The organism is Rossellomorea vietnamensis, from assembly GCF_008180415.1.
GTDB lineage: Bacteria > Bacillota > Bacilli > Bacillales > Bacillaceae_B > Rossellomorea > Rossellomorea vietnamensis_C.
Genome location: NZ_VTEI01000015.1, coordinates 68925 through 94084, shown reverse-complemented (window position 1 = coordinate 94084; position 25160 = coordinate 68925). Strand labels below are relative to the sequence as shown.

Annotated in this window: 22 protein-coding genes and 1 riboswitch; of the genes, 15 read left to right on the top strand and 7 right to left on the bottom strand. The window is 45.2% G+C overall.

Annotated features, from left to right (window positions below; genetic code table 11):
* Positions 1–275: 275 nt before the first annotated feature.
* A complete protein-coding gene (locus FZC78_RS19880; RefSeq protein ID WP_148941837.1) occupies positions 276–539 on the bottom strand; it encodes a hypothetical protein in 264 nt (87 codons plus the stop codon).
* 470 nt (positions 540–1009) lie between these two features.
* On the opposite strand from FZC78_RS19880, the gene FZC78_RS19875 reads away from it, so the two are divergent.
* The gene (locus FZC78_RS19875; protein WP_148941835.1) at positions 1010–1444 is read left to right on the top strand and encodes an ASCH domain-containing protein; all 435 of its coding nucleotides are present in this window, start codon (positions 1010–1012) and stop codon (positions 1442–1444) included.
* 88 nt (positions 1445–1532) lie between these two features.
* Here the strand turns inward: FZC78_RS19875 and thiT are convergent, their stop codons facing one another.
* On the bottom strand, positions 1533–2129 hold the full coding sequence (gene thiT, locus FZC78_RS19870; protein ID WP_148941833.1) for an energy-coupled thiamine transporter ThiT: 597 nt from the start codon (positions 2127–2129) through the stop codon (positions 1533–1535).
* A gap of 73 nt (positions 2130–2202) precedes the next feature.
* A riboswitch (TPP riboswitch) is annotated at positions 2203–2311 on the bottom strand.
* 480 nt (positions 2312–2791) lie between these two features.
* On the opposite strand from thiT, the gene FZC78_RS19865 reads away from it, so the two are divergent.
* On the top strand, positions 2792–3031 hold the full coding sequence (locus FZC78_RS19865; RefSeq protein WP_148941831.1) for a hypothetical protein: 240 nt from the start codon (positions 2792–2794) through the stop codon (positions 3029–3031).
* Positions 3032–3122: 91 nt separating this feature from the next.
* Positions 3123–3392: a hypothetical protein gene (locus tag FZC78_RS19860; RefSeq protein WP_148941829.1), complete on the top strand. Its 270-nt coding sequence runs from the start codon at positions 3123–3125 to the stop codon at positions 3390–3392.
* A 109-nt stretch (positions 3393–3501) separates the two neighbouring features.
* Here FZC78_RS19860 and FZC78_RS19855 read toward each other — a convergent pair whose 3' ends face one another.
* Together FZC78_RS19855 and FZC78_RS19850 are read right to left on the bottom strand one after the other, a co-directional pair.
* On the bottom strand, positions 3502–4056 hold the full coding sequence (locus FZC78_RS19855; protein WP_148941828.1) for a hypothetical protein: 555 nt from the start codon (positions 4054–4056) through the stop codon (positions 3502–3504).
* Positions 4057–4527: 471 nt separating this feature from the next.
* Positions 4528–4926 carry a YndM family protein gene (locus FZC78_RS19850; protein ID WP_148941826.1) on the bottom strand — a complete coding sequence of 133 codons (399 nt, stop codon included), beginning with the start codon at positions 4924–4926 and terminating at the stop codon, positions 4528–4530.
* 238 nt (positions 4927–5164) lie between these two features.
* Between FZC78_RS19850 and FZC78_RS19845 the strand changes: the two genes are divergently transcribed.
* From FZC78_RS19845 to FZC78_RS19805, 9 genes are all read left to right on the top strand, one after another.
* Complete coding sequence (locus FZC78_RS19845) at positions 5165–6634, top strand: protein adenylyltransferase SelO (RefSeq protein WP_148941824.1); 1470 nt, start codon at positions 5165–5167, stop codon at positions 6632–6634.
* Between the two features lie 717 nt (positions 6635–7351).
* Complete coding sequence (locus FZC78_RS19840) at positions 7352–8383, top strand: fatty acid desaturase (protein ID WP_148941823.1); 1032 nt, start codon at positions 7352–7354, stop codon at positions 8381–8383.
* Between the two features lie 81 nt (positions 8384–8464).
* Entirely contained in the window at positions 8465–9004 is a 540-nt protein-coding gene (locus FZC78_RS19835; RefSeq protein WP_148941821.1) for a response regulator, read from the top strand.
* Positions 9005–9516: 512 nt separating this feature from the next.
* On the top strand, positions 9517–11568 hold the full coding sequence (locus FZC78_RS19830; protein WP_148941820.1) for a bifunctional diguanylate cyclase/phosphodiesterase: 2052 nt from the start codon (positions 9517–9519) through the stop codon (positions 11566–11568).
* Positions 11569–11746: 178 nt separating this feature from the next.
* Positions 11747–13105, top strand: coding sequence for a sigma-54 interaction domain-containing protein (locus tag FZC78_RS19825; RefSeq protein WP_148941818.1), 1359 nt, complete (start codon positions 11747–11749; stop codon positions 13103–13105).
* A gap of 249 nt (positions 13106–13354) precedes the next feature.
* Positions 13355–14020, top strand: coding sequence for a CoA transferase subunit A (locus tag FZC78_RS19820; RefSeq protein ID WP_435874187.1), 666 nt, complete (start codon positions 13355–13357; stop codon positions 14018–14020).
* 12 nt (positions 14021–14032) lie between these two features.
* Positions 14033–14683: a 3-oxoacid CoA-transferase subunit B gene (locus tag FZC78_RS19815; protein WP_148941816.1), complete on the top strand. Its 651-nt coding sequence runs from the start codon at positions 14033–14035 to the stop codon at positions 14681–14683.
* A 74-nt stretch (positions 14684–14757) separates the two neighbouring features.
* On the top strand, positions 14758–16080 hold the full coding sequence (locus FZC78_RS19810) for a GntP family permease (protein WP_148941814.1): 1323 nt from the start codon (positions 14758–14760) through the stop codon (positions 16078–16080).
* Positions 16081–16152: 72 nt separating this feature from the next.
* Positions 16153–16929: a 3-hydroxybutyrate dehydrogenase gene (locus FZC78_RS19805; RefSeq protein ID WP_148941813.1), complete on the top strand. Its 777-nt coding sequence runs from the start codon at positions 16153–16155 to the stop codon at positions 16927–16929.
* A gap of 521 nt (positions 16930–17450) precedes the next feature.
* Here FZC78_RS19805 and FZC78_RS19795 read toward each other — a convergent pair.
* Positions 17451–17705, bottom strand: coding sequence for a hypothetical protein (locus FZC78_RS19795; RefSeq protein WP_148941811.1), 255 nt, complete (start codon positions 17703–17705; stop codon positions 17451–17453).
* Positions 17706–17826: 121 nt separating this feature from the next.
* Positions 17827–18081 (bottom strand): hypothetical protein, encoded by a 255-nt coding sequence (locus FZC78_RS23905; RefSeq protein ID WP_215727414.1) that lies wholly within the window; start codon positions 18079–18081, stop codon positions 17827–17829.
* Between the two features lie 200 nt (positions 18082–18281).
* Here FZC78_RS23905 and FZC78_RS19785 point away from each other — a divergent pair, with 200 nt between their 5' ends.
* Positions 18282–20144, top strand: coding sequence for an alpha/beta hydrolase family protein (locus FZC78_RS19785; protein WP_187445031.1), 1863 nt, complete (start codon positions 18282–18284; stop codon positions 20142–20144).
* A gap of 382 nt (positions 20145–20526) precedes the next feature.
* Here FZC78_RS19785 and FZC78_RS19775 read toward each other — a convergent pair whose 3' ends face one another.
* Positions 20527–21681: an IS4 family transposase gene (locus tag FZC78_RS19775; protein ID WP_252183695.1), complete on the bottom strand. Its 1155-nt coding sequence runs from the start codon at positions 21679–21681 to the stop codon at positions 20527–20529.
* Positions 21682–22223: 542 nt separating this feature from the next.
* Between FZC78_RS19775 and FZC78_RS19765 the strand changes: the two genes are divergently transcribed.
* Both FZC78_RS19765 and FZC78_RS19760 read left to right on the top strand, forming a co-directional pair.
* Positions 22224–23048 carry a PRD domain-containing protein gene (locus FZC78_RS19765; protein WP_148941807.1) on the top strand — a complete coding sequence of 275 codons (825 nt, stop codon included), beginning with the start codon at positions 22224–22226 and terminating at the stop codon, positions 23046–23048.
* Between the two features lie 212 nt (positions 23049–23260).
* Complete coding sequence (locus FZC78_RS19760) at positions 23261–24637, top strand: sucrose-specific PTS transporter subunit IIBC (RefSeq protein ID WP_148941806.1); 1377 nt, start codon at positions 23261–23263, stop codon at positions 24635–24637.
* Positions 24638–25160 lie beyond the last annotated feature (523 nt).

Here is a 25160-nt window from a genome sequence, read left to right as displayed (position 1 = left end):
GGGGCTTACGAGGTAGGCTTTTGCCGAAATCGGTCTCCTTTTGGCTGCCATTACCCTGACAACCTATCGATACTACTAGAAGGATAAAGCTGCCTGACCCATGATGATACCATTAGTCCTGCAGGCTGACTACAGCATCTGGCAGCTGAACAAATAACTGAGGGTGTGCTTCAGCACTTTAAAGAATTGTAAGGGACAGTCCCTTTTAGCTGCGTAACGTTAACGCGCTGCCAGGGACTGTCCCTCTTAGTGGGGTAAAGCATTAAAAGCTTTTGTCAGTAGCCTTGCGGATAGTACGGTGTTTGATATGGATATGGATAGGGGTACGGAGCTGGGACAGGATAAGGATACGGGCCAGGCGAAACAGCCGCTCCAACGGCAAGGCCGGTAAGCGCTCCTGCTCCAAATCCGGGATTATAGCCCCAGCCTGGATTGTATCCTCCTCCGTGATGCCAGGTTGCATGACCGCTGCCATGTCCCCAGCTCGCATGTCCTCCGCCCCCGTGGACCGGTCTGTAATAGTGATATGGTGAATTCATCTCTCAGTCTCCTTCTTGTATGACGTTTGCAATATCCTATGCAAATACATAGGCAGCTGTCCCGGATATTTTAAAAATCATCACCATAGAAGAAAGAGGCGCCCGAATGGTTAGCTTGAAGACTTCAAACCGAGTGATCTGCCCATAAAATGTTTCCAAGCAGCCGGCTTGAGGGTAACCTGAATTTTTTCTCTGCGGATCATGTCTCCGAAATGAATGCTTTTTGAACATAAATGTGTGATGTTAATTTGAATGAGGTACCCAGAAGCTAGCTCGGGTACATGAAACCGTTGGAGAAAGCCGGAAGATGACCCCAAGGAGCTAACTCGGGGGCATAAAACCGCCAGCCAAGGTTGAAAGATATCCCCAAAGGGAAAGACCGGGTATTACAATACTAACCTTACCCCTATGCTGCAAAAGCTTTCCAGCTCAGAAACCATTTAAAATAAATACCAAATGGAGGTCGTGGAATGAAGGTTCTGTCGATGACTCAGCCGTGGGCCAGTTTGTTTGTCCTCGGTGAAGCCAAAAACGAAACAAGGACATGGCGAACGAATTACCGGGGACGCTTTGTAATCCATGCAAGCCAGAAAATCGATAAATCCGCTTGTGAACAGCCAGTTATTCAAGAACTGCTGGCCAGAAATGGTTTAACAAGCAAGACCCTTCCAACGGGGAAAATGATTGGTGTCTGCACTCTGCAGGACTGTGTCAAAGTAATTGAAAGCGACAATGAACAGGCGGTTTTAGAAGATGGCCGGATCGTTTCCGGTCAGGAGTTATGGCTGGGGGATTACAGGGCCGGCAATTATGTGTGGAAAGTTACAGGCATGAGGGTGTTGAATGAATTCATACCCGCAAAAGGCCGGCTGGGTCTTTGGGAGTTTAATGGAGAAGATTTTTAAAGAAGTCTCTAAGGGAGAGAGCCGAGTGCTTCCAACCAAGAAAAAAGGACGAGCCTCCTGTTTTCCAACAGAAGATTCGTCCCAGAAATCATGATGCTTTTCGATCTGCATTCCAAGCAGGTTGATTTGTTTTTAAAAGACGCGGCAGGCTTCCGGCCAATAACGCGATGACGATTGAACAGAAGGCTATGGCGCCAAGCACCGTAGTTCCGTTTGCAATCAGCGAGTACATAACGGCGGATTGTCCTTCTGGAGCGTATTCACCCCAGAAAATGAACCCGGCGACAAAATGCCAGAAGTAACGGGCCAGGCTGCCGGCGATGACCCCGATAATAGCCCACATCAGCAATTGTTTTCGGTTTCCATTTTTTAAACTTGTCTGGATCGGACGGTAAAGCAGTCCGGCAAAGCCGACAAAAGTAAACGCCACGAAATACTCGATGGCAAATTGAAGAGGCGTCAGGAAGTAGATGTCCCCGAGTACCACTTGCAAAAGACCCCACAGAAATCCGGAAATCAATCCAGCTCGAAGTCCCCACCTGAACGCTACGATAAATACCGGCACCATGGCAAACGAAATGGAAATGGCCGGTGACAGCCTGATGGAAGGCAGCAAATCCAATATCACCGCAAGTGCAGCGAATACCGCTGCTTCAATCATTGGCGTCAATCTCATTTTTGACATAAAAAAAATCCCCCTTTATCCAAGTTGTGATACGACAACCATAAGGGAGAACATGAAGGATGACAGACGTGTTTGTCTGTCCAATCCACATCCCTGCGCTAGCATTAACTAACAGGTTCAAAGGGTCAGAACAATCAACAATCATTGTTCACTCTCAGCTTACCGCTCCCCTTGTGGTTAACGTACTATTCGATTTTCCTTCCCATTATATAGGGAAAGCTTAAAAAGATAAAGTATTTTTAATGAATAATAGACAGCGGTTTCAATTCTTTTAAAAGGCTCTTTGTATGAAAAAAGGCAAAATTAGGCTTGGCAAAACTACTAGCTTATCCACTTTGAATCTTACTTATACTATGAGGATGGTTATAGTAGCCTTTTTTATGATAGATGGTGGCGGTGGTGCCGCCATGGGAGTTTTTCGTAAACTTTGTTGCTATTTCAGACTACTTCCGAAAAAAATAACCATAATTCACCGGAATAACCTCGTATACAGGAAAAGAAAAGAGCTGCTCTCTCAGATTTGAGAACACCTTCAGTATCCGGGGAAAAATCCGGCACTTGGGATTTTTCCAAAAGCTACAATTTATGCGAATACAGCCTTTTAAAAAGAGGAATGTAAAGGTAAGCGTCAATTCAGAGAGGAGTGGAGCAGGCTGCGGAAGATGCAGGCCTATTTTGGAAGTGAAATAGAAGCACGGGATGCCAGAAATAAATTGAAATCGGTCAATGTGGAAGACGGGATGCTTGAGAAAGTACCGGGCGGCAGGAGCATAAGTGGCGTAGCAGCCGGCCTTTTCAGCGGAGAAAAGCTTGATCCGCATGTCTTGAACTTCCATGTCGCAGAAGAAGAGCATGAAAAGGCGGAGGCAATCGTGAAGGAACATAATGGTCATGTGCGCTGAGCCAGTCTATTTGTTTGGGATTCTTTTAAAAAGGTAAATATCTAATAGATGAGTTTTCTTAAATTCTTTGATAAAAGAAGGGAGATATATCATGAAAAGTGTACAAGCTTATTTTAGAAATGAAAATGAAGCAGAAGATGTCAAGGTGAGCCTGCAAGCTCTGAGTGTTAGAGATGTCAGGGTCGAAATGGTGCCGGAGAGCAATACAAATCTATGGGATTTGATCCGTGATACGTTCAGCAGAAGCAATGCCTATGATGAGGATCATCATAACCCGCATGTCGTGGAGTTTCAGGTGGAAGAAAGACAGTACGCCCAAGCGGAAGCGATTGTGAAGGAGAATAACGGCCATATTCAATAGTGTTTAAAGCCCGCTGCCTTTAGTGAGCAGCGGGCTTTATAATTTCGCACACTTTATGAAAAATCAGCGTTACTGCCGGAATCATTCTTTTCTTCAGCAGAAAATCTTATTAAGCCGAGACAATTTTAATAATCTTGATATACATAATCACTAATGCAATGTCTGCTGTGTAAGATATGAACCATAATGAATTATAAAATTCTTCTACTGGCTGCCTTGATAAATATGAATTTAAAATCGCAGTAGTTAGAAATAGAAGGTAGTATACGGGGACGAATCTTGCCAGGCGCATACCAATTTCTCTTATGGACGGCTTCTTTTTAAAGTGGTTCGCCATTGTGGAATAGACATTCCAGATTCCATACAGGTTGTAAAGCGGAATCATCACGCGAGCCAAGGCGCCGCCCGGTGTTATAGGGTAGGACGAATCCAAGTACTGCAGATAATTATGTACTCTGTAAAGCCAAACAAGATAAATGATCGTATAGATCATCACAATAAGGGACAGAACAAGAGATACAATTAAATCGTAATTCATAAATGCGTCTCCCGCCTCAAAAAAACCTAGAATGAGTACGTTAATCATTAACAGTACGGTTAAACCGATATCAGCCCAAAGGAACCCCTGTAATACCTTTCCAGCAGGCTTGAATGTTTGCTTCAAACAATCTCCTTCTTTCTAAAAAATTTAACTTTGAACGGCAGTTTTTTTAGCCACGTAATCTTGAGTTTAACATAAAATTCCCAGGGGTTTTTACTAATTCACTCAATAGAGAAGGAGCTTAGAGCGGCTGTAGGACTTAAGGGGAGAATTTTTGCAAGGCTGTTTTCGTAAACCTTGTTGTTATTTTATATTAATGGATACCTTGATTTTTCTCTCTAAACGGGTGAACTGCTCATTTCTTTTGGCTTGCCAGAAATTAATAGCATTATCTTACGCATTCTAAATAATTGCTGATTTAGAATGCGCTTTTACCTTCATCCCTCCTTTACGTAGGAGGATCTTCGCCTGGAGCGGAAATCCATTTCGTATCAAACAGCCACAACCTATGCGAAAACAGCCTTTCACAAAAAAACACACTGGAAGGGGTAAAAAATCCAGTGTGTTTTTTTATCTTCTTATTAAAATCTTTTATTAGTGATGAATCGGGTCTGAATGGTAGCTTCTGTTGTCAGTAAAAACGGAGTTATCCAAGTATTTATGGAAGAACCATTCACCTGCTGCAATCACAATCGCTGAGATGAGTGAAGCCATAATGACGTTATGGTCAGGGAACATGGCTGTACCCAGGAACCAAAGCAGTACGAAAGCAAGACCTGCATCTGCCATGGTAGCTATCACATTTCGTTTCTTTTGTTCTCCGTTCAAACTTTTGAAAACCAATAAATCGCCCAGTACATATGCACCCAATGTCAAGACGACACTGACGATGAGCATGTCTGATACAGGTACACCATAAATTCCGGTAAGAATAATTCCTAACACAACTGCGACCATGACAAACTTAATGGCTAATGCTTTTAAATGCTCCATCCTTATTCCTCCTTCATTCGATTTAGTACCTATATACCCGGTTTATTAAAGGGAAATCCAGCTCAATCAGGATTTGAAGTTCCAAATTATAGTAAAGTGTGCGGGGGACTGCACTTTAGATTGCTAAAGTGAGGGAATGCATAATAAATCAGCCGGGACAGAAAATAAAGCCAATTGTGTTAAGATGGAACCAGGTCTTATGAGTACGATACCATGTCAAATTATAAAGGAAGATTGTATGACAAACAGTAATAAACCAGTGAAGGCAGGCTGGAACATGGATAATAGTTATGCCCGTCTGCCGGAAGCTTTTTATAAAATGCAGAAGCCTGAAGCTGTATCCCATCCAGAGTTGGTCGTCTTGAATATTGAGGTGGCGGAAGAATTAGGGTTGGATGTTGAAGCATTGAAAGACGAGGCGGCTGTGTTTGCCGGAAACGAGCTCCCGGAAGGCTCGGAGCCTTTGGCACAGGCCTATGCGGGCCATCAGTTCGGCCACTTTAACATGCTGGGTGATGGAAGGGCCGTGTTGCTGGGGGAACAATTGAATCCTAAAGGGGAGCGGTTTGACATCCAGCTGAAGGGTGCAGGAAGAACTCCATATTCCCGCGGCGGTGATGGCCGGGCAGCCCTTGGACCGATGCTGAGGGAATATATCATGAGTGAAGCGATGGATGCCCTTGGTATCCCGACCACCCGCAGTTTGGCAGTGGTGACGACAGGAGAGGGAATCATCAGGGAAACCGACCTTCCTGGAGCGGTCCTAACGCGTGTCGCTGAGAGCCATCTTCGAGTGGGCACCTTCCAATACGCGGCAAATTTTGCCGAACCGGCAGAACTGAAAGCTCTTGCTGACTATGCGATCGAACGGCATTACCCTGAGGTAGAAGAGGATGAAAATCCCTATCTTTCTTTGTTGAAAGCTGTTATCAAGCGCCAGGCAAAATTAGCTGCTCAGTGGCAGATGGTCGGTTTTATCCATGGAGTCATGAATACGGATAACGTCACAATCAGTGGCGAGACGATTGATTATGGTCCGTGTGCGTTCATGGATGCGTTTGATCCCTCTACTGTTTTCAGTTCGATTGACAGGCAGGGCCGTTATGCGTATGGAAATCAGCCTCCGATCACCGGGTGGAATCTGTCCCGCTTTGCTGAATCTCTGCTGCCATTGATTCATGAAGAGCAGGAGAAATCGCTAGAACTCGCTCAAGCGGCAGTCTCAGAATTTCCAGAGCTGTTCCACGCAGAATGGCTTGCGGGCATGAGGGCTAAGCTCGGCCTGTTCAATGCAGAAAAACAAGATAAGGAACTGATTGATATCCTTCTGAGCAAGATGCATGAGCATGGAGCGGACTACACCAATACATTTGCCGCGCTGACATTCGATAAGCCTGAGGAAACGGAGCTTTTCGGAAAGCCCGAATTTGACCGCTGGTATGCGATTTGGAAAGAAAGACAGAGCAGGCAGGATGAGTCACCAGAACAAATCCATGAGCTGATGAAAAACAGCAACCCAGCTGTCATTCCACGGAACTTCCGTGTCGAGGAAGCGTTGGAAGCTGCGGTGGAAAAAGGGGATTACAGTGTCATGGAGCGTCTGCTGGATGCATTGCTTGAACCTTATGCACATTCTGCAGACCAAGCAGAATATGCAAAGCTGCCTGAGAATCCCGAGGAGCCTTACCAGACGTTTTGCGGAACTTGATGATTTAGGGGAAACCTGGGTTTAGAGATCTCAATTTCAAATCAGCGCACTGTGAATTCCCAGTGCGTTTTTGCTGGTTTCATTTTGTTGAATTTCAAAGTGAGTTATTTCCCATAGGGAGTTCGTGAGTCCTGAGATATGAAAAAGTAAGGAATTTAATCCTTCATTGCGCACCCAACCAAAATGACATCTAAAATAAAGGAAGATTTTTCCCTTAAATGCAAAATGAAACCCGATTCTCTATGAATAAGGGAAAATTCTTCCCTTATGCTAAGAAAAATGAGCTATCTTCATGGTTTTTAAGGGAATAGCGGAATTCTGTTCCGCTATTTAAGCTATTTAATGTGTTATTTTCTAAATAAGAGAATTTTTTTCCCTTATTTTAAAAAAGCGTCTAATGATCACCGTAAACTTACGATATTAGTGAAAAAGGGTGGTGAGATAAACCGCCCCTCTCCCCTTTTGATTGAGTTTGTGACTTCCCGCTTTGCACCTCGCAAAGCCCACCCCCGAAGATGGATTGTCCCTTTTCTAGCGCAAAAACAGGAAATTATAAAAAAAACAACATTTTTTTATAGTCATAAACCCTTTCGTATCAAGGCTAAAGACGGCTTATATGACACTTGTCATACCCTGCATATGACACCTACTACTTATGAGAAAACGGCTTCCCCGGTATACTATGGTTAACTCGAAAAACGAAGGGGATTCTACTAAATGACAAACCTCAAAACTTTGAAAAAAGAAATAGCTCCCTATGAAAAAGCAACAACAAAGGAAAGTGTTTGGCAGATCATCAATACATTAGGACCATTCTTCTTATTGTGGTTCCTGGCTTACCAGAGTCTATCTGTATCTTACTGGCTTGCGCTGGTTCCCATGGTGTTTGCGGCAGGATTTTTGACCAGAAGTTTCATTATCTTCCATGACTGCACGCATTATAACTTTTTCAAAAGCCGCCGTGTCAACCGCATTGTCGGAACATTTGTTGGTGTGCTGACATTGTTTCCTTTTGATCAATGGGGACATGAGCATAATATCCACCATGCGACAAGTGGAAACCTGGATAAACGAGGGACAGGAGACATCTGGACTCTTACCGTGAAGGAATATGCAGAAGCACCGCTCAGACTGCGTCTTGCTTATCGTTTTTACCGTAATCCAATCGTCATGTTCGGGCTGGGCCCGATCTATGTATTTCTTTTGAAAAATAGATTCAACCGAAAGAATGCTCGTAAGAAAGAGCGTTATAATACGTATCTTGTCAATGTGATGATTGTCGCTTTGATAGCAATTCTGGGTACAGTTCTTGGCTGGCAGTCGTTCCTTCTTGTGCAAGGATCAATCTTCATGATTTCCGGTTCGATCGGAATCTGGCTGTTTTATGTTCAGCATACCTTTGAAGATTCTTACTTTGAAGAAAACAGTGAATGGGAGTACGTTCTTGCAGCTGTGGAAGGAAGTTCATTTTACAAGCTTCCTAAAGTCCTGCAATTCCTGACAGGTAACATCGGGTTCCATCACGTTCACCATTTAAGTCCGCGGGTCCCGAACTACAGACTTGAAGAGGCTCACTACAATACGGCAGCACTGCAGCATGTACCGACCATTACGCTTGCGACAAGTTTGCAGTCCCTCCGTTTCCGTTTGTGGGATGAGGACAGCAAGAACTTTGTAAGCTTCAAAAAAGGCATCAAGTCGATTGCCAATAACCGCCGCGTTTCAACTGAAGCAAAGCCTGAACTTTAATCTCACCCATTTTCGCCTGGCTCTCCTTCGTAAAATAGAGGAGAGCCTTTGTATAGCTGGACCATTGAGGAGAGGAAACACATGATTCGAATAGTGATTGCAGAGGATCAAGAATTTTTACTGGGAATAATCGGGTCCCTGCTCAGCCTTGAAGAGGATATGGAAGTTGTCGGACAGTCGGGCAGCCTGGAAGAGGTACTGGCGCTTGTAAAGGACCATCAGCCGGATATCTGTATAATGGACATGGATTCTCATTCAGAGAATGACACTGCAGAAAAGTTACATGCATCGGGCTGCAAACTCATGATTCTGACGACCTTTGCCAAACCGGGCTACTTTGAGAGAATTGTCAAAATGGACATAAAAGGATACCTCCCTAAGGACAGTTCCAGCGAGGAGTTTGTTTCTTCCATCCGAAAGATTATGGAAGGCGGGCGGGCCTATTCTCAGGCGCTCATGGAAAGCGATGACAGCGAAAAAGGTGAGGGGGAAGGGCGGAGCGGATCTTCAAGTGATGAACCGGTCTTCCAAGCACCTTCTGACCAGCAGAATAAAACGCTTGAAACGGTCCGTGGTTATCTCACGACCTTCAAAGATAAAATGAAATTACCGGCTGGTTGATTTATAAATAGTTTGAGAGGATGGATGCAAGGTAACCATCCTTTTTTTGTTGGGTTCTTTTCTAAGGGATGAAAACGTTTAGATTGTTGCCTTCGGAAAAATTTTAAGATCCGGGTTTTCCTTAGGATACTAATGGATTTCTTTCTTGGTTAAAGGGTTATTTCCGGTGAATTACAGCTATAGGGAGCCTGACTTCGTACATACCTCCCCTATTTCTCGCCACTCGTGTATGAAGGAAACTTAACTTAATGCTTCATGCACATATCATTCCACATTAGATTTTCGGAATGTAAATTCAATAGCAACAAACTTTTTAATGAATGTCAAAAAAGGCTGACCCGATCTGCTGCCAGGCTGAAGTGGTCTGGGCGGACGAAAATTCCTGAAAACTTGCCAAAGAGTACCCGCTATTCAGCCGGGCGATGGAAATAGAAGGCAGCTATACAATTTTAGAAAATCATGCCGATAGTAATGAAGTAGATTAAATTCATAATAAAAGTAGGTATGAAAATATGTTCTTCTTGCCGGACACTGAACCGATCTATTTACTTCATGGAGAATATTCTCTATTGATTGTCGTTCTTTCCGTAGTCATCGCATGCTGTGCTTCTTTTACGGCACTATCCTTGAATCAAAAGATGCAGCAGACAAGCTTTTTCCCGCGGAACTTTTGGCTTGTTTTAGCTTCAATCGCAATGGGGCTCGGTATCTGGTCCATGCATTTTGTTGGGATGAGTGCGTTCAGTCTCCCTGTTTCCATGCAATTTGATATTCCGATGACGATCTTGTCTGTGATGCCTGCTGTATTTGCTTCTTATCTGGCTTTTTATTTTGCCAATAGAAGAAATACTACCCATTGGTCCTATCTGGCGGCCGGTATCATTATGGGCTGCGGCATAGCCGCTATGCATTACGTCGGCATGGCGGCGATGAAAATGGAGGCCCAATATGTATACAGGCCATGGATCTTTTTAGCATCTATTGTAATTGCAGTGGTGGTTTCATATGTAGCACTCTATATTTTTTCAACCTTACAGAAGTATATGGCGAAGCTTTTAATCAAAGTGATGACATCCATCCTGATGGGACTTGCCATTACGAGCATGCACTATACGGGTATGTGGGCGGTGGTGTTCTATTCTACAGTGCCTGTGGAAGAGAATGTCCATCATGTGCATATGGACATGTCGATGCTTATCCTGTCTGTTACGATCGGCATTTCCGTTCTGATGATTCTGACGGGGCTGACCAGCTTGCTGGACCGCTATGTAGATTACAGGTTGAATTATTACGATTCACTGACTCTGTTTCCCAACCAAAGGCAGTTTGAAAAAGACCATGCCCTTCATGGGTCTGTCGCTGGTTTGGCCATCCTTCATATCCATAACCTTGAAAAGTGGACGAACGGTAAGGGATATGATTTTGGAGATAAAATTATTGAAGCGATTAAAGAAGAGATCCTCTTTATCCTGCCTGCTGATTCAAAGAGGTATCGAATCGAAGGAAACCGGTTTGCCATTTTTCCTCCGGAGATGTACAGCTATGAAGCCATGAAAAAGTCAATGGAGCACTTGCTAGCTATCCTGAAAAAGCCCGTGCTGGTGGATAATCATCATATTTTGATTGAAATGGTCTGTGCGATCTCTTCCTCTGATGATACTAAAAAGGTGAAAGAGATGCTTTCAAATAACATGGCTGTTCTTCAGCATCCTTCCATTCGATACAAACATGAATTGATAGAATATGATCCTCATATCCATACCTACAGCTTTGAAAGCCAGCTAGTGCAGGATATTGACAGGGCAATCCTCAATGAGGAATTATTTCTCGTTTATCAGCCTAAAGTCAGCTCGGAAACCTGGACAGTATCAGGGTTGGAGGCATTGCTGCGCTGGAAACATCCGAAGCTTGGAATGATTTCCCCGGGTAAGTTCGTACCGATTTTAGAAGCTGAAGGGAAAATTTTTGATGTGACAGACTGGGTAATTGAAAATGTGTGTAAACAGCTTTCTGTTTGGGTAGAGGAAGGGGATTTTGCTCAACAGGTATCCATTAACATCCCAGGTCCCTATGTGACCTCTTCAAGGTTATTATCCGTGTTGAAAGAAAATATCTCCAAATATGGTATCGAGAGCAGCCTTTTGGAATTGGAAGTAACCGAAACCAGTGTGATCCACGATATCGAAAATGCCATCATCGCTGTCATCAAGTTCAGGGAAATGGGACTGTCTGTTGCACTGGATGACTTCGGGACCGGCCTTTCCTCCTTGTCTTATCTTAGGCAGATACCGATAAACACAATAAAAATCGATAAATCCTTTGTCGATGGTGTGCCGGTATCAACAAGAGATTCTTCGGTGTTGAGGGCCATTATCACCTTGTGTTATTCACTGAACTTGAAGGTTGTCATTGAAGGAATCGAAACGGAGGACCAGGTTGATTACATTACCTCCATTGCCGAAAACCCTCATATTCAAGGATATTACTTTTCAAAGCCAAGAACGGCTGAAGAGATTATGGCCTGGATGAAAGAAAGGGTATCCGCTCCAGCCAGGGCAAAGTGAATCATAGTAATCTCTGACGCACCGGTTCGAAATACCCCGGTGCGTTAATGCGTTAAACCACTAAGAGGGACAGTCCCTTTCAATACGGTGGTGCGCTAAAGCGCCATTCCTCAAGGCTTCCGCTTATGTTAAGATAAGGGTGAAAAAAGACGGAATTTTCTTGAAAGAGGAGCATCCTATGAAGAGCTTGTTAGGAAATGTATCAGTAGATATGATTGAGACGATCTTGGAAAACGCTTTTGAGTGGCTTGTTGTGGTGGATGATATTGGCAGGATCCTGTTCATCAACCAGAATTACTGTGAATTTCTTGAAGTGGACCGTGATCAGGCCGTCGGTAAGCATGTGACAGAGGTCATAGAGAATACAAGAATGCATATTGTGGCAAGGACAGGGACAGAGGAAATTGCCGATCTGCAGTACATAAGAGGAAATTACATGATCGCCAACCGGATTCCAATCGAGGTGGATGGCAGGGTCGTTGGTGCGTTCGGTTCCGTATTTTTCCGTGATACGAGTGAATGGAAGCAGATGAGTTCACATGTGAAAAATCTGCTGTCCAAGATTCAAAGCTATATTCAGGATATCAACAATGGAGCGAAGTATACCTTGTCAGATATCAGCGGGGGCAGCAGGACCCTGTTGGAGCTTAAGCAAAAAGTGCAGACCGTTGCGCCAAGTGATATCTCTGTCCTCATCAGGGGAGAAAGCGGAACTGGAAAGGAATTGTTCGCCCATAGTATCCATCAGCTCAGTGAAAGAAGTCAGCAGCCTTTTATCAAGGTAAACTGTGCGGCCATTCCTGAGCAGCTCCTTGAATCCGAACTATTCGGATATGAGGAAGGTGCCTTTACCGGAGCGCGTAAAGGCGGGAAAAAAGGAAAGTTCCAGCTGGCCGACAAAGGAACGTTATTTCTTGATGAGATAGGGGATATGCCTTTGAATATGCAGGCCAAGCTCCTGCGTGTCCTGCAGGAGGGCGAGGTTGAACCAGTGGGAGCAACCGTAACGGAACAAGTGGATGTAAGGATTATCGCGGCAACGAACCGTCCCCTTGAAAAAATGATGGAGGAAAAGCGGTTCAGAGAGGATCTTTATTACAGAATCAACGTGATTCCATTTACCGTTCCTTCTTTGAGGGAGAGAGTGGAAGACATCCCTTCATTGTCAAAAAAGTTCATGGACAAGTCGGCGGAGAAATCGGGTAAGCGCTTGAAAGGGCTGGAGCCGGAAGTACTTCAGATTTTCAACCGCTACAGCTGGCCGGGAAACATTCGTGAACTGGAGAACGTGATAGAAGCCTCGACTTATTTTACTTCAGGCGAAATGATTACAGTAGATTCTCTGCCTGCTTATATCAAAGGAGATCATTCGTATAAATTTGACGAAAAATCTCTAAAGGAAATTTTAGAGGAAACAGAGAAAAGAGTTATTGTCCAAACGTTAAAATCGCACAATGATAGACGCTCAGCAGCGAAAGCTCTGGGAATCAGCAAGTCCAGTTTATATGAAAAAATTAATAAATTCGGGATTGAATAGTGGTGTCCGGAATCCTGGAAAGGTGTCCAGGTTTCTGGACATCTTTATTTTGTTCTTATAAATGTGAACATTTAGAAAACTTTAAGGGTCCACTTCTCATTAGTTCGTCCGGATTTCTGGACAGCAGGACAAGCTCGCATGAGGTTTCATGGGGCTGAACAAGTTGGCACACTTCTTGCATTAAATCCAATGAGTACTATTTTTTACAAGAAGGGAGTGGCAGCCGTGAAAACAGTATACAGCCGTTCTATGGATGCCATCGAAGGCATTCAAGATGGGATGACCTTGATGGCCGGCGGCTTTGGCCTTGTCGGCATACCGGAGAAATTGATTCTTGCACTGGTTGAAAAGGGAGTAAAAGACCTGACAGTCATTTCGAATAATTGCGGAGTGGACGACTGGGGCCTGGGTTTGCTTCTTCAAAAAAGGCAAATCAAGAAGATGATTGGCTCTTATGTTGGTGAGAACAAAGAATTTGAAAGAAGGGTATTGTCTGGGGAATTGGAAGTAGAGTTAGTGCCTCAAGGAACGCTGGCGGAACGAATTCGTGCAGGCGGGGCGGGTATACCTGCATTTTTCACTGCAGCAGGTGCAGGGACCGTGGTGGCGGAAGGCAAAGAAACAAGATTCTTCAACGGAAAGGAATATGTACTTGAAGAGGCACTGACAGCAGACTTTAGTCTTGTCCGGGCAGCAAAGGGAGATCTTGCGGGCAACCTCGTCTACAATAAGACAGCGCAAAATTTCAATCCCTTGATGGCGGCGGCAGGAAGAGTCACCATTGCCGAGGTGGAGGAACTGGCTGCTATAGGAGAAGTCGATCCGAATGAGGTCCATACACCAGGTATCTATGTTCAAAGAATGATAGAATCCGTTCAAGAAAAGAGAATCGAAAAACGAACGGTGAGCAGGTAAGGAGGCTGAATAATGGATAAGACAGCAGTAAGAGAAGTGATTGCGAGAAGAGCCGAACAGGAAATCAATAACGGTGACTACGTCAATTTGGGAATCGGCATGCCTACGCTTGTCGCCAATTATATTTCAGACCATAAGCAAGTGGTGCTTCAATCGGAGAACGGGCTGCTTGGAATCGGTCCTTATCCAAGAGAGAGCGAGGTCGAGCCAGACTTGATCAATGCAGGGAAAGAAACGGTCACGGCGATTCCGGGTGCTTCTTATTTTGATTCTGCAGAGTCTTTTGCCATGATCCGCGGAGGGCATGTCGATGTGGCGATCCTTGGGGGAATGGAAGTTTCACGATCAGGAGATCTTGCCAATTGGATGATTCCCGGGAAGATGATAAAAGGGATGGGCGGCGCCATGGATCTGGTTCACGGGGCAAGAAAGATCATTGTTATCATGGAGCATGTTTCTAAAAATGGAGCGCCTAAAATTGTAAGCGATTGCAGCCTGCCTCTGACAGGAAAAGGCGTTGTCGACCGCATCATCACCGAAAGAGCGGTCATCGATGTGACTGATAGCGGTCTTAAGCTAGTCGAAGTATTTGAAGGGTTCACTGTTGAAGATATCCTGAGTTCCAAGGAGCCTGAGCTTGATGTCAGTAATGTGAAATCATAATTTTTTCTATTGGCGTTCTGTGATTGATTTTTTCAGAAAGAATGGATGTTATACAACACAAAGGGGGAACTTTCATGTTAAGCATGATTGGGTTAATTGGGGGACTCGCATTATTAATTATTTTGACCATGAGGGGGATGAATATTCTGATTGTGGGGCCGATTTCTGCTCTGTTCGTAGGTGTACTCAGTGGATTGCCGCTGTTTCCGCAGCTTGTGGGAGAAGGAGAAGCCAATCTGGTTGGCAACTACATGTCCGGCTTCACTGGATTCATAGCTTCCTGGTATTTGATGTTCCTGCTCGGCGCTGTGTTCGGCAAGGTAATGGAAGACAGCGGGGCTGCGGACAGTGTTTCGCGTTTTGTGGTAGAAAAATTGGGAATGAAATTTGCTGTATTAGCGATTGTATTTGCATGTGCAGTATTGACCTATGGGGGAGTCAGCTTATTCGTCGTGGCATTCTCAGTTTATCCTATGGCGCTCAGCCTGTTTAAGCAAGCTGATCTGCCCCGTCGTTTCATCCCGGCTGCGCTTGCCTTAGGTTCGGTTACGTTCACAATGACATCAGCAGGTTCGCCGGAAATCCAGAACTGGATTCCGATTGACTATCTTGGCACCAGCCCGTATGCCGGTTTGGAAGTCAGTATAATAGTTGCTGTGTTCATGGCGGCGTTCGGGTATTGGTGGCTGAAACGCATGATTAACAAAGCTGTTTCAAAAGGAGAAAAATTTGAGGCGCGAGAAGAAGATCCTGTTATCGATGGAGAAAGGCAATTGCCTCACCCGCTGATGGGACTTGTGCCGTTGCTGGTGGTGCTGGTCATCGCTTATATTTTCCATGATTCTTTAAAACAATCGGCCCTGATTATAGCACTTCTGGGCGGAGTCATTTCTGCTTATCTATTAAATCGCAAATATTTCAAAGGATTCTGGGGAGCAGTTTCAGAAGGTACGGTCGGAGCGTTAATTGCGATTGGTAATACGGCGGCTGTTGTCGGCTTCGGAGGTGTTGCGAAGGCAGTGCCTGCTTTTGAAACGGCGGTGGATGTCATGACCAGCATTCCCGGATCTCCGTTGATCGGGGGAGCAATCGCGGTCAGTGTCATTGCCGGTATGACTGGGTCGGCATCCGGAGGCCAGGCTATCGCGCTTCCAATCCTTGCACCGCATTATATGGATATGGGGGTCAATCCAGAAGCTCTTCACCGTACGGTTGCCATTTCTTCCGGTGCGCTGGATTCGCTTCCGCACAATGGTTACGTGGTCACAACCATCCGCTCAATTTGTAATGAAACTCATGCAGCCGCATATGGCGCGGTCGGGGCTGTGACGGTCATTGTCCCGCTCATCGGGCTGGCCATTGCGATTCTATTATTCTCTTTAGGTGTAGGAATCTAATTTTTAAAAAGAGGTGGTTTCAGCTTGGGAAAAAATTAAGCGGAAACCGCCTTCCAAAGGAGTTGGTGCTTTATGGTGAATAATAAGGTGGTATTGATTACAGGAGCTGCACAGGGAATCGGATACGAAATTGCGAAAGATTTCGCAGAGCGGGGAGCCAAGGTGGTGCTGACCGATCTGCAGGAAGCTAAAGTGAAAGCATCTGCTGAAGAGTTGGCAGAAGCTGGTTACGAGTCCTTCGGGGTGAAGTGCGATGTGACTTCTGAGGAAGATATCATTGGTGCAATAGAAGCGGCTGTCGATAAATTCGGCAGGCTCGATATTTTAATCAATAATGCGGGGCTTCAGTATGTCTCTACTATTGAAGATTTTCCTACAGAGAAATTCGAGTTTCTGATCAAGGTGATGCTGACTGCTCCTTTTGTCGCGATCAAGCATGCTTTGCCGGTCATGAAGAAGCAGGGATTCGGGCGCATCATCAATATGTCCTCCATTAACGGTCTCATCGGGTTTGCAGGGAAAGCTGCTTATAACTCGGCAAAGCATGGAGTGATCGGGTTAACGAAGGTCGCAGCCTTGGAAGCGGCTCAATACGGTGTGACGGTGAATGCCATCTGTCCGGGATATGTGGATACACCGCTGGTAAGGGGACAGCTTGGGGATCTGGCGAGGACCCGTGGAGTGGAGCTGGAAAAAGTGCTGGAAGAGGTCATCTATCCGCTTGTTCCGCAGAAGCGCCTCTTATCTGTAAAAGAAATCTCTGAATATACCATTTTCCTATGTGGAGAAGGAGCCCGCGGAGTCACCGGGCAGGCCGTCGTGCTTGATGGAGGGTATACCGTTCAATAGAGTGGCAGATTAACGCACTAAAAGGGACAGTCCCACTTAGTGCGTTAACATGTTAGTGTACGACCGGGGACAGTCCCTTCGCGCTATAAAGGGATAAAGCGCTTTGATGGAATCTGTAAGAATTCGTCGAATATTAACAACTTCTACATTATCTATTATTCTTATACTATAAAAGTTAATAGTCGTGATGGAGATGAAGAGATCACTTGAAATGCCCGGGTTTTGCCCAGGGAGTTTCTTGTGATCTTTTTTATGGTCAGTGTGAAAAGAAAGGAGGAGGACTATCTGCCTGTTCGTTAACTTTTTATTGCTTAAGACATTATAAAATTAATCTTTGTGGAGAGCTTTTAACGATGTTGATGTTATCCACGCCCAGCGCCTCGGGATTAAATAACCCGAAGAGAATAAAAGGGAAGGCCGCCTTTTTTCTCTTTGGAACATTTGCCTGTCGGGGCTGGACAAGGCGCTTCCGCTTTTGATCCGTCCAGCTGCAGCGCCTAGCCCCTCGGGGTCAAATAACCTCAAGAGAATAAAAGGAAAGAGCGCCTTTTTTCTCTTGAGAACATTTGCCTGTCGGGGCTGGACAAGGCGCTTCCGCTTTTGATCCGTCCAGCTGCAGCGCCTAGCCCCTCGGGGTCAAATAACCTCAAGAGAATAAAAGGAAAGAGCGCCTTTTTTTCTCTTGAGAACATTTGCCTGTCGGGGCTGAGCAAGGCGCTTTCGCTTTTGATCCGTCCAGCTGCAGCGCCTAGCCCCTCGGGGTCAAATAACCTCAAGAGAATAAAAGGAAAGAGCGCCTTTTTTCTCTTGAGAACATTTGCCTGTCGGGGCTTAGCAAGGCGCTTCCGCTTTTGATCCGTCCAGCTGCAGCGCCTAGCCCCTCGGGGTCAAATAACCTCAAGAGAATAAAAGGAAAGAGCGCCTTTTTTCTCTTGAGAACATTTGCCTGTCGGGGCTGATCAAGGCGCTTTCGCTTTTGATCCGTCCAGCTGCAGCGCCTAGCCCCTCGGGGTCAAATAACCTCAAGAGAATAAAAGGAAAGAGCGCCTTTTTTTCTCTTGAGAACATTTGCCTGTCGGGGCTGGACAAGGCGCTTCCGCTTTTGATCCGTCCAGCTGCAGCGCCTAGCCCCTCGGGGTCAAATAACCTCAAGAGAATAAAAGGAAAGAGCGCCTTTTTTCTCTTGAGAACATTTGCCTGTCGGGGCTGATCAAGGCGCTTTCGCTTTTGTTTCTGGAATAATAATACATATAATTATTCCCCGTTTTAAAGGCATAAACAGGACAAAGCTATATTAAATATTTAGTAACACGAAAATTTTATCTTAAAACTATTATACGGAGGGTGAAAAGATGAAAAAGAAGCATAGTGCCAAAAAGTTTCTCGTCATCTCACTGATTCTTGTGCTGATCAGCATGGTCGGAGCTTCATTTGTACAGACATCCGGCGGAAAGGTGACAGTGAAAGACTTGCGCTGGGAAACTCCTTCAGGCCACTTGATGAGTGCCTTATTATTTGTTCCAGACAGCGCATCAGTTGATAACCCTGCTCCCGGAATTGTAACGAGCCATGGCTGGTACAACAACCGAGAGATGCAGGATTTAAATTTTGTTGAATACTCAAGACGCGGATATGTCGTCATGTCCATTGATATGTACGGGCATGGGAACTCAGATGCGATCCCAGCAGCGGATTGGCAGAATCGCGGCACGGGGATGTATGATGCGGTCGAACTGATGGCTGACCTTCCATATGTGGATGTATCCAATATAGGGATAACGGGACATTCCAACGGAGCCCGTGCAGCCAACTGGTCCATTCTTGAAGATAACAAAAAACCGGCAGATGAGCAGTTGATTTCTTCTGTGCTGCTGGTGGCGAACGATGCGATGTACACTAGCGACCCGGCTGAACCGTTGTATTGGTCGATGAGAAATGACACTCAGGAATACACCAATAATTATGGATCACGAGATGTCGGAATCATCGCAGCTCAATATGATGAGTTTTTCTTCAGAAGCCTTGGTGAAGATGGAACGGTTACACCGCCTAGAGATTATATCGATACAGAATACGCGCAGTCTTTCTTGAACTTCGGTGCTGATCCAGAAGGCGAAACGCGCGAGAGCTATATGATGTATAAGCAGGAAGTGGAAGGTGAAGAAGCAGTCAGGGTCATCTATAATCCTGATCAGATTCATCCTTGGAACCACTTCTCAGCTTCTGTCGTGGAAAGCAGCCTCGATTATTTTGAAGAAACTGTAGGGGCGCCGGATCCGATTTCTGCCTCTAACCAGATCTGGCAGTACAAGGTATTCTTTAACTTACTTGGGCTGATCGGCTTCTTCATGTTCGTTGTCAGCTTTACGAAGGTTATGCTGCAAACAAAGGCCTTCTCATCATTAAGGGCATCTAAAGAAGCAACGGCAGCAGCGGCTCCGGCAGGAATCGGAAAAGCGTGGTTCTGGGGCGGCCTGGTTGTCAGTGCGATTATTTCAGGATGGTCGTACCTCGGTGTCTATAATTGGAGTATGGAAAACCGGCCGGCATTCCTTCCGCAGGCTCCGGTATTTTACATCGGTGTTTGGTCTGTCGTCATGGGAGTCGTGACATTAATCATCTTGTTCTTGTCTTACAAATTGTTCTCCAAGAAACAAGGTATGGATTTAAGAGAAACGGGTGCCTTTATTGGCTGGAGAGCCCTTGGTAAAACGGTTGTTCTTTCTCTGATTGTTACCATTGCGGCTTTTGGATTAGTATTCATAGCCGATTACTTCTTCAAAACAGATTTCCGTATCTGGGTCATCGCCATCAAGGCTTTCACGCCGGATAAAATTATCCTGGCACTGAAATTCCTGCCTTTCTTCCTGATTTTCTATGTGGCAAATTCCATTGCCATCAACTGCTTCAACTATGTATCAGGAGGCAGGAAAGAGTGGGTCAACACAGCGCTGATGGCCGTTTTCAACGGATTAAGTGCTGCCGTCCTGATTGTGGTTCAGTACACACACTTCTTCATTGAAGGAGATGTCTACTTCTCAACCCTGTCGCCGATCATCGGCATCTGGCTGTTCCCGATCGTCATCATCATCCCGTTGGCGGCCATTATTACACGTAAAATTTATAGAGTCACTAAAAACCCTTATCTTGGCGGAATCATCTACGCGATCATTGTTTCCGTCATGATGGTCAGCAACACATTGACACAGCTTTAATACTGAATGAGAGGACACCCCGCCTATGTGCGTGGTGTCCTTTTGTATGGCCGCCGCTTTAGTGCTTTAAAGTGCGAAGAGGGACAGTCCCTCACGGGTGTTGATTAGCTATATTTTTCCAGTAGATACACACAGACTCCCCCATTTTCCAAACAGTGATTTAATGGCACACCTTACTTCCATCGGTAAAGTGTGCGCTATATAGCGGCGCGTAAATTCTATAAAAGTGTATGAATGCAGGATTTCCCATTCTTCTTTTGTTTCATTGTAAACCCAGCGTAATAAGAAGTAGCTGATAAGAGTCCCGTAAACCTGGCTATAAACAGCGTTTGGGGAGTTGCCAAATAAGTTAGAAAGGTCCAGGTNCACGGGTGTTGATTAGCTATATTTTTCCAGTAGATACACACAGACTCCCCCATTTTCCAAACAGTGATTTAATGGCACACCTTACTTCCATCGGTAAAGTGTGCGCTATATAGCGGCGCGTAAATTCTATAAAAGTGTATGAATGCAGGATTTCCCATTCTTCTTTTGTTTCATTGTAAACCCAGCGTAATAAGAAGTAGCTGATAAGAGTCCCGTAAACCTGGCTATAAACAGCGTTTGGGGAGTTGCCAAATAAGTTAGAAAGGTCCAGGTTGCCTTTTACCCAACGGAAGAACAACTCGATTTGCCAGCGAAGCTTATAAATATAAGCGATGTCTTCCGGTGACATCATCATTAGATTTGTCGCCACTCTAATTTCATTGCCCTCGTTGTCTGTGAATGTTACCAATCGGAATCGACTCTTTGTTTTCCTTGAACCTTTCCCGATAAAAGCTGTTTGGTCCACTTTTACCTTGCCTCCCGACTCAAGAGGGATACTGTGTTCCATCTCATCAGAAAGAGAAAAAAATTTAGCAACTCGAATGACAAAGAACTGGTTACGTTCATGTAAATCCTGAAAGTCACTGGTCCTTGCATATCCTCTGTCTCCGGTAATGATGGAGAGAGATTCTAGGTCATTATAAAGTTTTGGGGCCACCATGACATCGTGATCCCGACCAGTTGTTGATACCACCTGAGTAGGCTGCCCTTCCTCAACATCAAATTTGGTGTGCAGACGAATAGCGTGGCGGGTACGGGTGTAACCTGCCCAGCTCATATCCGGGTGTTGAAATGTAATCGTTGTGGAATCAACCGCGAACAGCTTGTAGGGTTTAAGGAGCGCACGACGAGCACCACGTCCCAAGCGTTCTACTAATCGAGAGAATAATTCTTGGAGAATCTGATAAGGAACATTTTGAGCTTTCTTAGCGAGGGTAGAGTGATCAACGGAAGGCAGACTTTTTTCCTTTGGCAATTTGGTCTCCGCATCTCGAAAACTTTCCCATTTTTTCGCAGAGGATATAACAAAAAATCGTATTAGATCGTGGGCTGATAACTTCCTGGCTGTGTCTTCATACCCCCACTTCTCACAAAGGTCGGCTACTTCCTCATCCGTAATGAAAGTTTGAAGAATCTCAGAAAGTTTGTTAAAGTTAGTCAATGAAACCACTCTCCTTTTTGTGTTGTTAGCGGTAACAATCATTCTAAAGGAGGGTGGTTTTTTTTGTCTAATGAAACCGTTTATTTTACATATTGTGGTTAATCAACACCCGTGNTTCCCATTTTTTCGCAGAGGATATAACAAAAAATCGTATTAGATCGTGGGCTGATAACTTCCTGGCTGTGTCTTCATACCCCCACTTCTCACAAAGGTCGGCTACTTCCTCATCCGTAATGAAAGTTTGAAGAATCTCAGAAAGTTTGTTAAAGTTAGTCAATGAAACCACTCTCCTTTTTGTGTTGTTAGCGGTAACAATCATTCTAAAGGAGGGTGGTTTTTTTTGTCTAATGAAACCGTTTATTTTACATATTGTGGTTAATCAACACCCGTGGACAGTCCCTCTTCGTATGGTAAAGTTTTAAACGCTAAAAGGGACTGTCCCTTTCAGTGCGGTGAAGCAATAAAGACAGCGAACACAGGCGAGCGTGGGGATGGCATTATTTCGCAAATGGATGGTAATATTAAAAGAAGTATGTGTGCGGAGGGTTTTAATGAGGATTTTTAGAGTGCTGAACAATAATGCTGTGGTTGTAATAGATGGACCTCAGGAGAAAATCGTTATGGGCAGCGGCATTGCTTTTCAGAAGAAAAGGAATGATATTGTTCCAAAGGATAGGATTGAGAAGATTTTCGTTTTGCGGGAAACTTCTTCCGAGAAATTTCAACAGCTGCTGGCTACATTGCCTGAGAGCCACATTGAAGTGGCTGAAGATATCATCAGTTACGCCGAGGGCTATTTAAAAGCGCCCTTAAGTGATCATATCCATATTGCTTTGACGGATCACCTTTCTTTTGCCCTGGAACGGCTGCAGCAAGGGATCCCCATTCAAAATAAACTGCTGAGCGAAATCAGGATGCTGTACCGGAAAGAATATGAGATCGGCCTGTGGGCCAAGGAACGTATCCTTGAAAAGCTTGGTGTTGAAATCCCTGAGGATGAGGCAGCGCATATTGCTCTTCATATCCACACCGCCAAAATGGATGCCCCCTCAATGGGAGAGTCCTTAAAGCAAGCGTCCATTTTAAAGGATTTTGTTACGGAAGTAGAGATACTGATGGGCAAAAAAATCGAAGAGTCCAGTATCGATTACCAGAGGCTCATCACACACCTCCGATTCGCCTTGAACCGCATTGAAACAGGCGGCCAGTTCTCCCCGATTGATGAGGATATGCTGGAACTGATCAAGGTGAAGTACAAAGAAGCTTTTGAGATATCCGGGAAGACATTGGACTTTTTAAGCAAGGAATATGAAATCAGCTTTCCTCATTCTGAGGTAGCCTACATCGCCCTGCACATCCAAAGATTGCTAAAATAAATAGTGTTGACGACAGCGTTTTCATGTTATAAAATTGAGTATAAATAAATAGTGCGGGATTGTTACTGATAATGCAGGCAAGACCTAGAATGTATAAGACGGCACAGGTAGATCGTCTCTCTTTGACCTACCTCCAGTCATTTCTTATATATTTTAGGTCTTGCCTTTTTTTATTGGACAAAATCCTTGAACTCAATAAGGAGGAATACATCATGAATCATCAGGAAACTGCTAAGCAGCTCGTTGAATTGTTAGGCGGTAAAGAGAATGTCATTAGTGCCACTCATTGTGCCACCCGCCTGCGTTTAGTGATAGACGATGAAAGCAAAATAGAAAAAGGGGCCATTGAAGAATTGGATGGAGTAAAGGGGGCTTTTTCAAGCTCAGGCCAATTCCAGGTCATCTTCGGTACAGGAACCGTCAATAAGGTGTATCAGCATTTCGGACCACTGGTTGGGGCTTCGATGGATGATGATTCTCCAAAAGAAGGAGTGTCCCATAAAGATGCGGCGAAAAAGAAAATGAATCCGTTTGCCCGCTTCGCCAGAACCCTGTCGAATATATTTGTGCCAATCATTCCGGCCATCGTGGCAGCTGGTATGCTGATGGGTCTACTTGGACTTATGAACACATACAACTGGGTGGATTCTGACAGCGGACTATTCGTCATGCTCGATATGTTCTCCTCTGCTGCCTTTATTATTCTACCGATCCTGATCGGTTTCAGTGCAGCGAAAGAGTTTGGCGGAACTGCGTATCTGGGTGCAGTCATAGGAGGTATCATGACACACCCTAACCTGCTGAATCCTTGGGGACTCGCTGATGCAGAGCCATCCACACTTGATTTCTTCGGATTTGGAGTTGAAATGTTAGGGTATCAAGGAACGGTTATTCCTGTGTTATTAACGGTTTATATCATGTCAAAACTGGAAAAAGGATTGCGCAAGGTCGTTCCGAATGCAGTAGACCTGCTTGTGACGCCATTCTTGACCATTATTGGGACAGGCTTCGTGGCCATGCTGGTCGTTGGTCCGCTTGGAAGAACTCTTGGTAACGGGATTACAACGGTGCTGGATGTTGTGTATAACACAGCAGGCCCAATCGCCGGTTTGGTTTTCGGCGGATTATACTCGACCATCGTTCTGACAGGTGTACACCACAGCTTCCATGCCATTGAGGCTGAACTTCTGGCTAATATCGGGGCAAACTACCTTCTGCCGATCTGGGCAATGGCAAACGTTGCGCAAGGTGGAGCGACTTTAGCGGTATTCTTCAGAACGAAAAACAAAAAGACGAAAGAAATCGCATTGCCTGCAGGATTCTCAGCATTCCTGGGAATCACCGAGCCAGCGATATTCGGGGTCAATTTGAAATACCGCCGCCCGTTCATTGCAGCAGCAATCGGCGGTGCGCTTGGCGGGGCGTATGTGGTCTTCACCCAGGTGGCAGCCAACGGTATAGGCTTAACCGGTGTTCCTTTGTTTGCGATTGTTCAAGATCCAATCAACTATGGAATCGGATTTATCATTGCAGCTGCTGGCGCTTTTGCGGCAACCCTTTTACTGGGCTGGAAAGAAGACAGCAAATAATCCTTAATAAAATAGAAACGGGGTTGACTTCATTTCAGGGTCAGCCCCTTCCTTACATAAAAAGCGGAAGCGCCCCCTTTCAGCCCCGACAGGCAAATGTTCCCGGGAGAAAAAAAGAGGGTCTTTCCTTTTATTCTCCCGGGGTTATTTGACCCCGAGGGGCTGGGCGCTGGAGCTGGATTCAACAAAAGCGCAAGCGCCCCTTTCAGCCCCGAGGGGCTAAGTCTGTTCCGGTGGGTACGGACCCTCGGGCGCTGGAGCTGGATTCAGAAACGCTCGCTAATTTTCAATCTACAATGTTATCTTTAAAAAAGGCTGTTTTCTAAAAGAAGATTGTTGCTTTTAAATGCTTTATTATCCTCCTCCCCATTTTACGGAGGAGGATTGAAGCGGAAGGCCCGCGACCTCCTGCGGGACTAGCGGGACAGGTGAGACAGGGCGCCCCGCGGAGTCATGCGCCTGGAGCGGAAATCCATTACTTATAAAATAGCCATGCGGAAACAGCCTTTTAAAAAATGAATGG